Source organism: Tannerella serpentiformis, assembly GCF_003033925.1.
Classification (GTDB): Bacteria; Bacteroidota; Bacteroidia; order Bacteroidales; family Tannerellaceae; genus Tannerella; species Tannerella serpentiformis.
Genome location: NZ_CP028365.1, coordinates 1869911 through 1885182 on the forward strand (window position 1 = coordinate 1869911; position 15272 = coordinate 1885182).

Here is a 15272-nt window from a genome sequence, read left to right on the forward strand (position 1 = left end):
ATGCTATGGATCGATCTGATCGACGACATACCTATATATATAGCGCAAGAGCCGCCCGAGGGACAGTCCCCGGACGGCTCTGTGGGCGCCGCTGATCGCTTGGGGCGGAGTGCGCGCTGAGGCATCGGCCGCTGGACGTTGTGCGCGTCGCCTCCGACGCTTATTGGGCCGCTCATTTTCTGCACGTGGGGCGGATAGATGGATCTCTTCGTTTCCGTTTTAATGATTTTGAACAGCTGTGTACCTTTGCCTTAAAAGAAATAACAGCAAGAAGAGATAGCACACATGAAAAGGATCTTCATTCTATGGATGATCGCCGTCGGATTCGCCGCCTGTAGCACGACGAAGGAGACGCAGCTCGTCATCCTTTCGACGAACGATATGCACGCGCATATCGACGATTATGCGAAGGTGACCGCCTTCGTCAGCCAAGAACAAAAGGCACACCCGGGGCGCGTCGTCGTGCTCAGCGGTGGCGACCTATTCTCGGGCAACCCCGTGGTGGATCATTGCGATCGGCCGGGCAAGGGCTACCCCATCATTGACCTCATGAACCGCGTCGGATACCGCGCATCGGCTGTCGGAAACCACGAGTTTGACTACGGCCAACGTGTCCTCTCCGAACGCATCCGTCAGGCCCGGTTCCCCTTCCTCTGCGCCAACCTGCACGTCGGCGAGGGCGCCGAGATCCATCAGCCGGAGCCGTCGACGGTGATCCGGGTCGGCCGCCTGCGCCTCGGCATCATCTCTGGCATACAGGTGGAGGCGATCAGCGGGCGGCTCATCCCGTCGTCGCACCCGGGGCGCCTCACCGGCCTAACGTTCACCGAACCGGTCGAGGAGCTTACGAAGCTGCGCGATATGCGGAAGCGCTGCGACGTCTTCCTCGCCCTCAACCACATGGGCGTGGAGGAAGATAAGAAGCTCGCCGAGCGGATGCCGGAGCTTGACCTGATCGTGGGCGGGCATTCGCATACGCGCCTCGACACGGGCGTAGTGGTCAACGGCGTACTCATCACCCAAGCGGGCGAATACCTGCAATATGTTGGGCGTACGGAGCTGACGCTGCGCGGACGTAAGGTTGTTGCGAGGCGCAATCGGCTGATCCCCGTGGCCAGTATGACGGCGGAGGACGCGACCGTGAAGGCCGCCATCAAGAAGTTTTACGACGAGTCGCCGCTGAACGAAGTGATCGGCCGTGTCACGGCGCGGATCGAGGGTAAGGAAGGGCTGGGCAACCTCGTGACGGATGCCGAAGCGGCCATGAACGGTGCCGACTTCGCCTTCCAAAACGCCGGCGGCATACGCATCGGGGCGCTTGAGCCGGGCGACATGACGGCCAAGATGGTCTACGAGATGGATCCCTTCGGCAACGAGGTGAACGTGGTGGAACTGACGCCGGCGGAGATGCGCGACCTGATCCGCGTGTCGCATCGTTACAACAAGCGTCGCCACGCCGTCGACCTGCTCGTCTCGGGCATGACCTACACGCTCTACACGAAGAACGGCGAGCCGGATCGCATCGAGATGGCGTTCCCCGACGGCCGACCACTCGAGGAGGGCCGATACTATCGCGTGGCGCTGAACGACTACATCGTGTCGGCCTACAAGTTCTCGCATGCGCGCGCTGCGAAGCCCACGGGCAAGTCGTCCGAAGAAACCATTATTGAATACATCCGCAGCCGCAAAGAGATTGCTCCGCAAGCTCCGCGGACTAAGCTGATCGAAGAATAGAAAGGCAAGGGGTGGCAACGAAGTGCATGAAGGCTTCGTCGCCGCTCCTTCTTTTATAAGCACACGGGCGGACACCGAAAGGGCCGCCTTCCAGACACTGGCTCTAACTATTTATTATATGTCACACTAAACACGCATTGATCATGAAGAGAATCTATCTGCTATTGTTAGCAGTGATCTTGCCAGCCATTGCATCGGCACAGATCACAACGTCCGCCATCGGCGGAAAGATCGCAGACCAGGAGGGCGAAGCGCTCATCGGCGCCGCCATCGTGGCCGTGCATGAGCCTTCGGGCACGCAGTACGGCGCCGTCACGAACGCCGACGGTCGCTATTCGATCGAGGGTATGCGCCCCGGCGGGCCGTACAAGATCACCATGTCGTACGTCGGGCTGAAGTCCGTCGAGTATCGCGACGTGACGCTCCAATTGGGCGAAATGGCGACGCTGGACGCGGTGCTCCGCGACGACTTGACACTGAACGAGGTGGTCGTCACCGCCGCCTCGTCGAAGTTCACGGGACTGAAGACGGGCGCCTCGACGAACGTCTCCAAGCAACAGCTGCAACTCCTGCCCTCCATCAACCGCAGCTTGACGGACTTCACGCGTATGTCGCCTTACTCGGGCGGCGGCACCGTGATCGCCAGCCGTGACGGACGTACGAACACGTTCACCGTCGATGGGGCGAACCTGAACAACAACTTCGGCCTCTCGGGCACCCTGCCCGGTGGCGGTAACCCGATCTCGCTCGACGCTATCGAGGAGCTTCAGGTGGTCGTAGCGCCCTTCGATGTGCGCCAAACGAACTTCATGGGCGGCGGCATCAACGCCATCACCAAGTCGGGTACGAACACCCTTAAGGGTACGGCTTACACCTACCACCGCAACGAGAGCCTGCGCGGGAACACCGTCGACGGTCACGACCTCGGCGACCGCGCTCGCGAACGCACCGAGACGTACGGCTTCACGCTCGGCGGACCGATCATCAAAAACAAGCTCTTCTTCTTCATCAACGGAGAGTACGAGAACTCGCCCAACCCGATCACGAAGTATCACGTCTCCACCGACGGCGTGGGCAACGGCGCCACGCAGACCTCACGCGTCACGGCGGCCGACATGGAAGCCTTCGCCAAGATCCTCCGCGACAAGTACGGCTACGAGCCCGGCTCCTACACCGACTTCAGCGACGGCGGCACGAAGAACTACAAGGCCCTGGCCCGTCTGGACTGGAACATCAACGACGCCCACAAGCTGAGCGTGCGCTTCAACTACACCACGAACTCGCACATCAATGAGCCCAACTGGACGTCGGGCATCAATCCACGCGCCTCGTCGAGCCGCATCTCTGACAAGGCCTTCTCTTTCCGCAACTCCTGCTACGGGATGGAGAACAACGTCTGGTCCGTCACCGGCGAGCTTAACAGCCGCTTCAGCAACACGCTCCAGAACCGCATCCTCTTCACCTACTCCGACATCCACGACAAGCGTAACTCCACCTCCAAGCCCTTCCCCTTCATCGACATTTGGGACGGTGCGGGCGATGCCTTTATGTCGGCCGGTTACGAGCTCTTTACCTGGACCACCGGATCGCAGAATAACGTCCTCAACCTGCAGGACCATCTCACCTGGACCATCGGTTCGCACCGTCTCATCGGCGGTCTGAACGTGGAGTATCAGAAGGCCATCAACACCTACATGCGCTATGGTACGGGCTACTACAAATACGCTTCGTTCGAAGACTTCAAGGCTGGCAATGCGCCCATCGCTTTCGGTCTGACCTACGGCTATAACGGCGATAAGAATCCGGCTTCGGAAGTGGCCTTCATCCAGTCCGGCCTCTTCTTGCAAGACGAATGGAACGTGACCGACCGTTTCAAACTGACCTACGGCCTGCGTGCAGACATGACGAACTTCGTCACGCCCATCGAAACGAATCAGGCTTACCTGAAGCTCAACTGGCGCGACCATTTCGTGGCTAAGAACGACCCGAACTACGCCTCCTTCCAGTCGCCGCGTGTCAACACCGGCAAGTGGCCCAAAACCTCCGTACTCCTCTCGCCGCGCGTAGGATTCAACTACGACATCAACGGCGATCGCTCCTTGGTCGTGCGTGGTGGTACGGGCGTCTTCACCGGCCGCGTGCCCTTGGTCTTCTTAGTCAATATGCCGACCAACAGCGCGATGATCCAGAACACGATCACCGTGACCGACGCCAAGACACTCGATAAGTTCAAGAACAACATGCTCACCAACGTGGACGACATGATCAAGCTCCTCGACGCCCCCACGACGCCGATCTATGGCGACCCGAACTCCACCGCCTCACGCGCCTCGATCGCGGGCATAGCGGATGACTTCAAAATGCCGCAGATCTGGAAGAACACGCTCGCCGTGGACTATCGCCTGCCCGTTTCTTTCCCGCTGACCCTGACCGTGGAAGGGATGTATAACAAGGACATCTACAACGTCGTGATGCGCAACTGGAACATCGTCAACAACGGCAACCTCAGTCGCTTCGCTGGCCCCGACAACCGTCTGGATTACTCTACTTCCACCACGGGCAACTACTTGGTGGATAAGAATGTGACCGGTGGTGCCGTCATCCTCGACAACGATACGCGCGGTTACAGCGCCTCTTTCAACACCATGGTGACCGCTGAGCCGATCAAGGATCTGAACCTCATGTTCTCCTACACCCACCAGTGGGCGAAAGAGATCACCGGCCTGCCCGGTAATCAAGCCTACTCCACCTGGCAGGGTCTCTATGCCGTCGACGGCCCCAACAACGCCGAGCTCCACAATGCGCAGTACCTCACGCCGGACAAGCTCATCGCCTCCTTGACCTATCGCAAGGACTACGGCAAGTACTTTGCGACCTCCGTCGGCCTCTACTACGCCGCCTATTCCTCCGGCATGTACAACTACTATTACAGCAACGACATGAATGGCGACAAGAACTCCTTCGACCTCATGTACATTCCCCGCACGAAAGACGAGCTGAAGTTTGTCGACAAGAACGGCTTCACCGCCGCCGAGCAGGCCGAAGCCTTCTGGCGCTTCGTGGAGCAAGACAAGTACCTGAGCGCCCACAAGGGCGAGTATGCCGAGGCTTACGGCGCAGCCTTGCCGTGGGTACACCGCTTCGACCTGAAGGTGACGCAAGACTTCCGCCTGCGCGCGGGCAAAGCCATCCACACGCTGCAGCTCTCGTTTGACATCCTCAACGTCGGCAACCTGCTGAAAAGCTCCTGGGGTGTGACGCAGACCACCTCGCCCAGCAACTACGGCAAGATCCTCCGCTACGAGGGCAAGGATGCCAACGGCGTGCCCACCTACTCGATGGGTTACAACACCGTCAATAAGAAGAAGGAGCTTTACAGCCGCACCTACGAACCGTATCGCAACAGTTCTAACTGCTGGCAGATGCAGATCGGCTTGCGTTACATCTTCAACTAAACTGAGAAGCTGTTTGGAATTTATTGGATGATTGTTTTATGGAGCTGTTTGGGCGGATCTTTCTCCTTTCTATTTCGGGCCTATTCAGGCCTATTTCCGCCCTTTTGTCCCATCTTTTTCGTCACATAGCTTGCTATGCTCCTTAAAAGATGAAACAAAATCCCCGGAAATATTCTCTGAATATCCTCCGAAATAAATTCCAAACAGCTTCTTACCCGTAATCATGCCGTGGGGTCGCGCGCTCCCGGCCTGTAAACAGCGAGAGGGAGGCGATACGGCAATCGTCTCCCTCTCTTTTTCCGTGGGGTGTGGGGGCTAAGAGGCCTTTCCGAGTCGCAGATTATCAACCCTTAGGCTTATGGGTTAACGTCAGCTCACCTGCCAGTCAATCTTGAAATCAAGATTTAGTATCAGTTCGCCTGCCAGTCAATCTTGAAATCAAGATTTAGTATTAGCTCGCCTGTCAGTCAATCTTGAAATCAAGATTTAGTATCGGCTCGCCTGCCAGTCAATCTTGAAATCAAGATTTAGTATCACCTCGCCTGCCAGTCAATCTTGAAATCAAGATTTAGTATCAGCTCACCTGCCAGTCAATTTTGAAATCAAGATTTAGTATCAACTCGCCTGCCAGTCAATCTTGAAATCAAGGCTTAATATCTACTCGCTTGACGCTACGCCTTGGGGTCATCTTTTCTTCCCTTGATGGAAGAAAAGAAGCAAAAGAAGATCAAGGCGCTAGGGGCGCCAGCCAACTTGGCCGGGTATGGGATGTATCCGAAACGTGACGGGGAAAACTTCGCCGGCGGCCGCAGCCGCCCTTGCCTTGATGCAAGAAAAGAAGCAAAAGAAGATCAAGGCGCCAGGGGCGCCGGCCAAGTTGGCCGGGTATGGATGTATCCGAAACGTGATGGGGAAAACTTCGCCGGCGGCCGCAGCCGCCCATCAGATCTTCATCCTTTCCCAGACGCACTGCGGCAGGAGGCGCCAGAGGAGGACGAGCGCACGGTAGCGCCTATCGATGGTGGCCACGCGACGCCTACGCTCCACAGCGTCGACGATCCGTCGGGCCACGGGCGCTGGCTCCATCAGCATCGGGTAACGCACCTCGGGATTGAGGAGGGCGGTGCGGACGAAGCCCGGGCGGATGTCCGTAATGCGCAGGCGGAGACCCTCACGGTGGGCCAGCTGGGCGAGGGCGTCGAGGTAGGTGCGCTGGAAACGCTTCGTGGCCGAGTAAGCCGCGGCGGCGCCCATGCCACGCGTACCGGCTACGGACGTGATGGCGGCGATGTGTCCGCGGCCTTGGGTGCGGAAATAGCGGTAGGCGGCCGTCACCATACGCACGAAGCCTTCGCCGTTGGTGCGGACCGTGGACAGCTCAATGCTCGGATCTAAGTCCGAGTTCTGCCGACCGATGCCGGAGGAGTGGAAGTAGAGATCCATCCCGCCGAGATCGTCGATGAGGGCGTGGAGACGGTCCGGGGCGTCGCTCTGGGTGACGTCGATGGCACGGACCCGGACGCGGTCCGGCGCCACGGCCCGCAGCTGCTCCAACGCCTCGACGCGTCGGCCGGCCACCCCGATGCTCCAGCCCCGCTCCAATAACAAACGAGCCACCTCCAGGCCCAAGCCCGAGGTGGCTCCAACGATTACTGCTCGTTTCATAAGGGGGGGAACTATGTCCGTTCTACGGCAGTCATACGTTCATACGTGGCGGATCAGAGCGCAGCGCGAGCAGCCTCAAGCGCCTTAGCGTAATCCGGCTCGTGGGTTACTTCCTTCACATACTCCACATACGTGACCTTGCCTTCGGGGTTCACGACCACTACGCCACGCGCCAGCAGCATGTTCTCCTTCATCAGGAAACCGTACTTCAGGCCGAACTCGGAGTGCTGATAGTCCGAGAGCGTGTGGATACGGTCGATGCCTTCGGCGGCGCAGAAGCGACCGAGCGCGAAGGGCAAGTCTTTGGAGAGGGTCAGCACGACCACGTTCTCCGACAGCTCCGAAGCCTCCTTGTTGAAGCGGCGCGTCTGTGCGGCGCACACCTTCGTGTCGACCGACGGGAAGACGGACAGGATCACGGTCTTGCCCTTGAAGTCAGACAGGCGGACGGGTTTCAGGCCCTCGCCCGTAGCAGTAAATTCGGGCGCAGTGTCGCCCACTTTGATCAGTTCTCCGAGCAGCGTCACAGGGTTTCCTGCGAACGTTACTACACCTTGGTTCTCTTTCTCTTGTGCCATGACTAATTGAATGATGGATTGAATGAATAATAGGGTGATGGTTATGGTTGTTCTCATATATCAAGGGGTGTGTTCGCGGCAGCGGGGGAAACAGAAAAGGGGCGGAGGCCCGAGCGTCCTTGTAGCGCCGAACCACCGTCCCTCATCCACTTTCAATACATTACCATGAACACGCTGTTTTCTGTAATTCCTCGTGTGTCTAAACATTGCCGAATGTGTCCGGCTTATGCAATCTCGATACTCCGTCCGAAGCGATGCACTTCCTCACGCGACACTTTGGGGAGACCGATGAGCAGCACGCCGTCTTCCACGCGGGCCGTGATGCGATCCTTGTCCACATCGTCGGGCAGGATCATGGTCTGTTGGAACTTGGCGTAGGAAAATTCGCGGCGCAGGTAACGCGTCTCGCGGTTCTCCTCCTTGTGCTCGTCCTTCTTCTCCATAGAGATCGCCAGGTTGTTGTCGGCATCGATGTTGACGCTGAAATCTGACTTCGTCATGCCCGGTGCAGCCACCTCCACGGTGTAAGCGTCTTTCGACTCCTTCACGTTGATGGCCGGGGCCGTGGTGCCTTGTCTACTCATCCAGTCGTTCTCAAAGAAGTCGTTGAAGATCGACGGCAACCAATAGTTCTGATTCCTTCTTGCTAAAGTCATTTTCTAATCCTCCGTTTTTATGTTACTGCTTATGTTGTTGGGTTGTCTGAAGCGCCTTTCCCTCTTGCGGGGGATCGGCCGCTTCTCCCTCCCTTATTGCAAACCGTGTACCGAAATCGGAGGCGGACAATTCGTCCGGAGTGGACTGTCAATTCTGTCAGTCGTGCAGGGTTACTTCTTCCCGCCAATCTTGAAGCTAACCGGGATGTAGAGCGGCGAGGTGATGGGCACACCGCCTACGTTAAACGTCGGGCGCAGCTGCACCGTGACGGTCGATTGGGTCTTCGATTCCCAGCCGACGAGGTTCTGCAAGATCCGCATCATGGCGCCCCGTGACTCTCCGGAGAAGAGTCGTCCGACGTCCGTACCGATGCCCACGCTGAGCGTCTTCGTTTGTCCTGCATTCACACTGAACGGTTCCATGAGCTTGCCCTCGGTAAAGTCGAGCGAGTCGATCGACACCTTGTACTCCATCGCCTGGAAAGCTGCAGCGGAGGCGTTCGGATTCTCCACGTTGAGGTTGAGCGTGAACTGTAGCGGTAGCGACGAGATAGATCCGCCGCTGCTGAGTTGGGCCAGCAGCTTGGCACCGCTCACCAGTCCCAGCTCCTCGTTATTGACCCGGATATTCGAGATCGAGCGGTAGGAATACTTGCAATCCTTGAGGTTGTAAGCGTTCTCCAGATCCTTCGTCACACCACAGGCCGTGGCCAGCACGACCACGGCTACGGCGGCACAGAGCCACATCATCTTTTTCTTCTTCATACGCTGTGATACATTAATTATTTGGGGTTTATCGGCCGCAAAAGTAGGCCCCGCCGCCTCCTTCTACAAAGCCCCCTACTTTTGTCGCACATAGAAAATGGACGATATCATGCATCGACAGAAAGGAGTTTACAGAGACATCATGGCACAATCCAAGACACAGAACCACGCATCCATCCTGCAAGCCGCTCGGGCGGAGTTTCTCGAGCGAGGATTTCAGGATACCTCCATGCGCACCATAGCCCGCCTCTCGGGCGTGACGCTAAGCAACATCTACAACTACTTCCGCGACAAGGACACCCTCTTTCGGGCCGTCTTGCAGCCCCTGCTCGACGCCTTCGAAGACCTCCTGGCCCGTCACAACAGCGACTATTACCTGACCACGGACGTGTACTCCATGAAGTCGTACCAGGAGCACATGCTGAACGAGTTCATGCGCCTCCCGCAGCACTTTCGCGCCGAGCTCCGCCTGCTGCTCTTCCACGCCGCAGGCTCGTCGTTGGAGCATTTCCGCGACGACTTCTGCGAGCGCCAGACTCGCGAGGGCATCCGCTACATCCGCCTGATGAAGGAGCGCTATCCGGACCGCGTCACGGGCGACGTATCGCCCTTCTTCCTCCGCACCGTCAGCTCGCTCTGGCTGATCGTCATGGGCGAGATCGTCCGTCACGACGAGCTTTCGGAGGCCGACATCGAGCGTTTTCTTTCGGAATACCTGGCCTTCGGTACCGCCGGCTGGAAGGCGCTGCTGGGACTGTGAGAAGAGGGGGCGCTACTGTCGCCCTCGCCTTACTCCCGCACGTTTGTCCCCTGTCTGCTGTTGCAGATGGGGGCTTTTTGTTTTCGGGCGGAGGGTTGACGGTCGGCAATGGGCTGGAAAACGTGTTACAGTTGATTTTGTCTGCAGACAAAATGGTCGTTTACATCTAAAACATAGGATTGTCTATGGACAAAACGAGGCGTTACCTATTTTGGGTAGGTTTGTCCGTAGACAATAGATGTGTATAGATATAATGCATACTTTTGTCTGCCGACAAGAGTATTTGAAGCATGTAAATGCGAGGTTTGTCTATAGACAATAGAGATTGAAACATGTTATACGCCGATTTGTCTGCAGACAATGAGTGCTTATACGCCGGATTCACCCCCTTGTCAGAAGAAGTCAGAAGGAATAACGATATGAAGGAATTAATGGCTTGCAACACCACCCGTTTGCAGCAGATGGAGTTCATCACGCTGATGCGCGAGACGGTGGAACAGATCGAAATGAGAGGTGCGACGCTGATCGAGACGGACGCGCCGCTGAAGCGTTACACGATGGCTATCAAAGCCGCTATCGGACCCCTGGAGGGCGCCACGCGCGACCCCCAGCGGAGGCCCGAGACGGCCGTGGCCCACACGAAAAACAGCGAGCGGCGGACAGCCATCAGCCGCTTCGGACTCCGATTCAAGGTCTATCGGCTGTCCGAAGACGTGGAGGACCACCAGGCCTACAAGGCGCTGAACATCCTCTGGCGGAAGCATCGGCTCGTCTACCCCCTCAACGTCCAGAAGCTGACCGGCGCCACGGACAACTTCCTCAACGACCTCACGAAATCGCCTTACGCCGAAGCCGTCCAGCGGCTCCACCTGCAGACGGACGTGGACGCTATCCGCGCCGCCAACGAGGCCTATCGCACCCACGCGGCCCAGCGCCGCGCCAATGAAGCTCAGCGCACCCCGGTCGACGTCGGGATCATGCGCCGCGCCATCACGGAGGACTATACCCGGCTCAGCCTCTACCTGGCCGTCATGGCCGACGCCTACCCCGAGGTGGAGGCGTGGAGCCGGACGCTCTCCGGCGTCAACATCCTCCGTAAGCATTACGCCGAGCTCCTCGCCCGACGCGCCGGTACCCGACGCGCCAAAAAGAACGCCGCCGCCCTCGCCGAGGCAGCGGCCGAGAGCACGGCACCGTCTACCTTTGCCACGAACCCCTAATAGAAAAGAGAATATGAAAGCGACCCTATTAATCACAGCAGGTATTTTATTTATGAGCATGACAATGGATGCACTGGCCGGCGGCGAACCCAAATCGGCACCGGCAAAACTGAACGAGGCGACCGTGTTTTATCGCGGCGCTGTGCTGGAGCATACCGCTTCGGTGACACTGGACAAGGGCGACAACGAAGTGTGGATCGAAGGCCTCAGCTCAGGCATCGACGAGAGCAGCCTCCGGATCGGCATGAGCGGCGGCGCCCTGATCACGGCCTACGAGTATGTGCCGCGCCACCAGACCGATAAGGCCGCCGATGCGGGCACGCAACGCATGCTGGACTCACTCCGAACGTACGAAAACAAGCTCCGCCAGATCGGCATCGAAACGAAGACGAACGAGCAAATGCTCAAACTCCTCGAGACGGGCATGACGCAAAAGATGGCCACCCCGTCCGAGCGCGGCGTGTCGCTCGATGAGCTTTCGCGGAGCATGGATTATTACAAGACGAAGATGATGGCCATCGAAAATGAGCTGATTCGCCTTCGTGAGGAGAAGAAGACGTGCGAGGTCACCGTCAAGCGGCTCAGTCAGCAGCTCGCTGAGGCGGGTCACAATGCCGGAGCGCTGCGCCTGAACGTGACGGCACCCGTGGCCGGCGCCGTACGCGTGGCCGTGAGCTACTGCACCTTCGCCGCCAGCTGGACGCCTTACTACAGCATCAACGTGGAGTCGCCCGAGAAGCCGATCCGCATCGTGCAGAAAGCGAAAGTGAAGCAGACGACGGGCGTCGACTGGAAGCAGGTGAAGCTGACCCTCTCCACCGGATCGCCCAACAATGGACGCGTGGCGCCACTCTTCAACACCTGGTTCCTCCGCGAGAATCCCCCCATGATGTTGGCCGAAATGACCGTGCAGAACGCGTATAGCATGAAGACCCGATCCGTCGCCAAGGCAGAGGCCGATATGGCGGTCGAAGACATGGCAGAGGCCAAGCCGATGGAGATGTCGCTCGATGATCACGTGATCGTGAGCGACAACTCGGCCGTGGCCACCATCTACGCCATCGATCTGCCCTACACCATCCCCGGCAACGGCAAGGAGCAAAACATCGACCTGCGCACCCAGGAGGCCGCCGCGGATTATTACTACTACGCCGCGCCGAAGCTGGACACGGATGCCTACCTCCTGGCCGAAATCAAGGAGAGCGACAAGCTGGATCTGCCCAGCGGATCGGCGCAGATCACCTACGACGGCGTCTACCTCGGCGAGACCTACATCGACAATGCCGAGGCGCTCAAGAAGCTCACCCTGACGCTCGGCACCGACAAACGCATCACCATACGGCGTGAGAAGGTGAAGGACTTCAGCGCCAAGAAAGCCTTCGGTTCAGACACACGGCAGGTGTTCGCCTACACGATCTCGGTGAAGAACAATCGCAAGCGTGACGTCCGCCTCACGCTCAAGGATCAGTATCCCATCTCGACGCAGAAAAACATCGAGGTGGAGCTGCTCAAGGACACCACCACGCCGACGACGAACAACACCGAAACGGGTGTCGTGACGTGGAACGTGACGCTCAAGGCCGGCGAGGCGCGCACCTTCACCTTCAGTTATAGCGTGAAGTATCCGAAGGGCATGGACCTCGATCTGTAACTCAGTCACCGATCACTTGTAACAACAAAAGGGGGACACACCGAGATTGGATTCTCAAGGTGCGTCCCCCCTTTTTTCGGTACGTGAGGCTACTCCTCGGCCGTGGCGTCGGGCTTGTCGATGGCTCGGCGCAGGGCGTCGAGGTCGAGCCGACTGAGGCGAGGCTTGCCGGTAAATGTGTTGCGGACTGGCCGCTCATTGCGCTCTTTGCGTTCTGGTCGCTCGCCGCGTGGAGAACGTTCGGGCCGATCGCTGCGTTTGAATCGCTCGCTGCGCTCCGGACGCTCGCCACGAGAAAAATGCGCTGTGCGTTCGCCACGCTCGAATCGGCGGGTGGGTGGAGCCTCGTTTTGCGCCTTGCGATGGTCCTTATTCGTGCCGGCGAAGAGTTCGTAACCGCGGTATTCGCACGTCAGCTCGCCGTTCATCAGCTGGAGCTTGGCGTTGGGGCGGAGGCCGATGTGGTCGAAACACTCGTCGCGGTAGCTCAAGATCCACGCCTGACAGCCCATGAAGACGTGCTTCAGCCGTTCGCCGATCATGCCGTAAAGCTCCGCCACGTTGTCCATCGCGATGCGCTCGCCGTAGGGCGGGTTGGTGACGAGGATGGCGGGTTGCGGTGCGCGCATGAACTGCTGGAAGGGCATGGTGCGGAGCGTAATGTAGCGCGAGAGGCCGGCGCTGCGCACGTTGCGCTCGGTGCGGCGGATGGCGTCGGCGGAGATGTCGGTGCCGTGACAGAGGAACTCGAAGTCGCGCTCCCCAGAGTCGTCGTTGTAGATCGACTCAAAAAGCTCGCGGTCAAAGTCTGGCCAGCGCTCGAAGGCGAAGCCCTTGCGATAGACGCCGGGCGGGATGTTGAGGGCGATCATGGCGGCTTCGATGAGCAGGGTGCCGGAGCCACACATGGGGTCGACGAAGTGCGACTCGCCGCGCCATCCGGTCAAGAGGATCATGCCGGCGGCCAAGACCTCGTTCAGCGGCGCCTCGCCCTGCTCCACGCGGTATCCACGGCGGTGCAGGCTCTCGCCCGAGCTGTCGAGGGCCAGCGTGCAATCGTTGTGCGAGATGTGGATATGGATCGCCATGTCCGGGTTGCTCAGGCGCACGGAGGGGCGCTGGCCGGTGCGCTCCTTGAAGCGGTCGGCTATGGCGTCCTTCGTGCGGTAAGCCACGAACTTGGAGTGGCGGAAATTCTCGGAATAGATGACCGCGTCCACGGCGAAGGTGCGTTCGGGCGAGAGGTATCGCTCCCACTCGACGGCCTTGACGGCCTCGTAAACCTCGTCCGCGTTTTCGGCACGGAAGCGGGCCACGGGCTTGAGGATGCGCAGGGCGGTTCGACAGTGGAAGTTGGCCTTGTAAAGCATGGCCTTATCGCCACGAAAGGCCACCATGCGTCGGCCCGTCTCGACGGCCTCGGCACCGAGTGCGCGAAGCTCGTCGGCCAGCACATCCTCCAGTCCGTAGAGCGTTTTGGCTACTAAATCAAATTGTTCGTCAGCCATTCCTATTAATAGAGTATGACGATGCGGAAGCTGCACGTCGGGGGGCGGTTTCCGGTTTTGAAGTCAGAGTAATAGGCATAGAAAGCGATCGAACCGGCTTGCAAGTCGAAGGTGTAGACTTCGTTCCAGAGGTTCTCTCGGTTGCCGCTGCGCTCCCCGCGAGGCAGGTTGTAGGGCATCGGGGTGTAGACCTTGCTACCGTTGTCGAGCGTCAAGATCCGGTAGCCCACGATGGCTCCTTCGGTCATCTCTTTGGTCAGGAGGTTCTCTTTGAACTCAAAGATGTAGTGCGAATTGAGCGCATCCTTGCCGCCCACCAGTTCCCAATCGCGCTCCAGGACGGTGTATTCAAAGACTTTCCAACGGACATGATCCCCTGATCCGGATCCCGTACCCGGAGGGCCTTGCGGTCCGACAGGTCCCGGAGGCCCCATGGGCCCCTCGCACGCGGTCAGCGCCATGATGACGGCTGCCAGTAAGATGAGATACTTCTTCATAATGGTCTGCTATTTTGATGATGATGGGACAAAGGTAGGGGCGTAGGAAGCGAAAAACTAAAACCTACAAACGAAAAATGGCCTTCCGCTCCCCAAACAGGCGCCCGTTCACCCTCGTGCAAATTGTGTAGTGCCAAACAGGCGCCTGTTTACCCTCGCGCAGATTGCGTAGCCCCAAACAGGCGCCTGTTTACCCTCGCGCAAATTGTGTAGTGCCAAACAGGCGCCTGTTTACTCTCGTGCAAATTGTGTAGCGCCAAACAGGCGCCTGTTTACCCTTGCGCAAATTGTGTAGCGCCAAACAGGTGCCTGTTTACCCTCGTGCAAATTGCGTAGTGCCAAACAGGCGCCTGTTTACCCTTGCGCAAATTGTGTAGCGCCAAACAGGCGCCTGTTTACCCTCGCGCAAATTGTGTAGCGCCAAACAGGCGCCTGTTTACTCTCGCGCAGGCCTCTGCCGAGGCAGGGAAGTTTGCTTGGTACAAGAAGGAGGTGGAGTCTAAGGCCGCGCGGGGGAGGCGTCGTATTTTTGTGCCACCAACAAAGACGGATTATATATGGAAGCAACGACTCTCAATGAAGCCCAATTGGAAATGCTCAAACTGATGTCTGTGATAAAGACCCCTGAGGAGCCGGCCGAACTGAAGCAGGCCATCTCGGACCACTTTGCCCGCAAGGCCGCAGAAGAGATCGATCGCATGTGGGCGGATGGCCGCCTGACGGAAGAGCGTGTAGAATCGTTTCGCCACCTCCACGAACGGACCCCCTATCGGCCATGAGCGG

At 58.5% G+C, this 15272-nt stretch carries 12 protein-coding genes; 6 read left to right on the forward strand and 6 right to left on the reverse strand.

What is annotated here, in order from left to right; all coding sequences use genetic code 11:
• Window positions 1–285: 285 nt before the first annotated feature.
• On the forward strand, window positions 286–1734 hold the full coding sequence (locus tag C7123_RS07900) for a bifunctional metallophosphatase/5'-nucleotidase (RefSeq protein ID WP_069174666.1): 1449 nt from the start codon (window positions 286–288) through the stop codon (window positions 1732–1734).
• A gap of 143 nt (window positions 1735–1877) precedes the next feature.
• Window positions 1878–5189 (forward strand): TonB-dependent receptor, encoded by a 3312-nt coding sequence (locus C7123_RS07905; protein WP_069174667.1) that lies wholly within the window; start codon window positions 1878–1880, stop codon window positions 5187–5189.
• 942 nt (window positions 5190–6131) lie between these two features.
• Here C7123_RS07905 and C7123_RS07910 read toward each other — a convergent pair.
• From C7123_RS07910 to C7123_RS07925, 4 genes are all read right to left on the reverse strand, one after another.
• Complete coding sequence (locus tag C7123_RS07910) at window positions 6132–6854, reverse strand: SDR family NAD(P)-dependent oxidoreductase (RefSeq protein WP_069174668.1); 723 nt, start codon at window positions 6852–6854, stop codon at window positions 6132–6134.
• 53 nt (window positions 6855–6907) lie between these two features.
• Window positions 6908–7432 (reverse strand): thiol peroxidase, encoded by a 525-nt coding sequence (gene tpx / locus C7123_RS07915; RefSeq protein ID WP_037984020.1) that lies wholly within the window; start codon window positions 7430–7432, stop codon window positions 6908–6910.
• Between the two features lie 224 nt (window positions 7433–7656).
• Window positions 7657–8088 carry an Hsp20/alpha crystallin family protein gene (locus tag C7123_RS07920; protein ID WP_038012353.1) on the reverse strand — a complete coding sequence of 144 codons (432 nt, stop codon included), beginning with the start codon at window positions 8086–8088 and terminating at the stop codon, window positions 7657–7659.
• Between the two features lie 171 nt (window positions 8089–8259).
• Entirely contained in the window at window positions 8260–8853 is a 594-nt protein-coding gene (locus C7123_RS07925; RefSeq protein ID WP_038012356.1) for an NDR1/HIN1-like protein, read from the reverse strand.
• 142 nt (window positions 8854–8995) lie between these two features.
• On the opposite strand from C7123_RS07925, the gene C7123_RS07930 reads away from it, so the two are divergent.
• The 3 genes from C7123_RS07930 to C7123_RS07935 all read left to right on the forward strand — a co-directional run bounded on the left by C7123_RS07930 (window position 8996) and on the right by C7123_RS07935 (window position 12484).
• Entirely contained in the window at window positions 8996–9613 is a 618-nt protein-coding gene (locus C7123_RS07930; RefSeq protein WP_069176304.1) for a TetR/AcrR family transcriptional regulator, read from the forward strand.
• A gap of 419 nt (window positions 9614–10032) precedes the next feature.
• Window positions 10033–10833 (forward strand): DUF6261 family protein, encoded by an 801-nt coding sequence (locus C7123_RS12930; protein WP_069174669.1) that lies wholly within the window; start codon window positions 10033–10035, stop codon window positions 10831–10833.
• A 13-nt stretch (window positions 10834–10846) separates the two neighbouring features.
• On the forward strand, window positions 10847–12484 hold the full coding sequence (locus C7123_RS07935) for a DUF4139 domain-containing protein (RefSeq protein WP_069174670.1): 1638 nt from the start codon (window positions 10847–10849) through the stop codon (window positions 12482–12484).
• 89 nt (window positions 12485–12573) lie between these two features.
• On the opposite strand, the gene C7123_RS07940 is transcribed toward C7123_RS07935, so the two are convergent.
• Together C7123_RS07940 and C7123_RS07945 are read right to left on the reverse strand one after the other, a co-directional pair.
• A complete protein-coding gene (locus C7123_RS07940) occupies window positions 12574–13992 on the reverse strand; it encodes a THUMP domain-containing class I SAM-dependent RNA methyltransferase (RefSeq protein ID WP_083206774.1) in 1419 nt (472 codons plus the stop codon).
• Between the two features lie 5 nt (window positions 13993–13997).
• On the reverse strand, window positions 13998–14489 hold the full coding sequence (locus C7123_RS07945) for a hypothetical protein (protein WP_038012362.1): 492 nt from the start codon (window positions 14487–14489) through the stop codon (window positions 13998–14000).
• Window positions 14490–15046: 557 nt separating this feature from the next.
• Between C7123_RS07945 and C7123_RS07950 the strand changes: the two genes are divergently transcribed.
• Window positions 15047–15268, forward strand: a complete 222-nt coding sequence (locus C7123_RS07950; protein ID WP_069174671.1) for a dephospho-CoA kinase — start codon at window positions 15047–15049, stop codon at window positions 15266–15268.
• The last annotated feature ends 4 nt before the right edge of the window (window positions 15269–15272 follow it).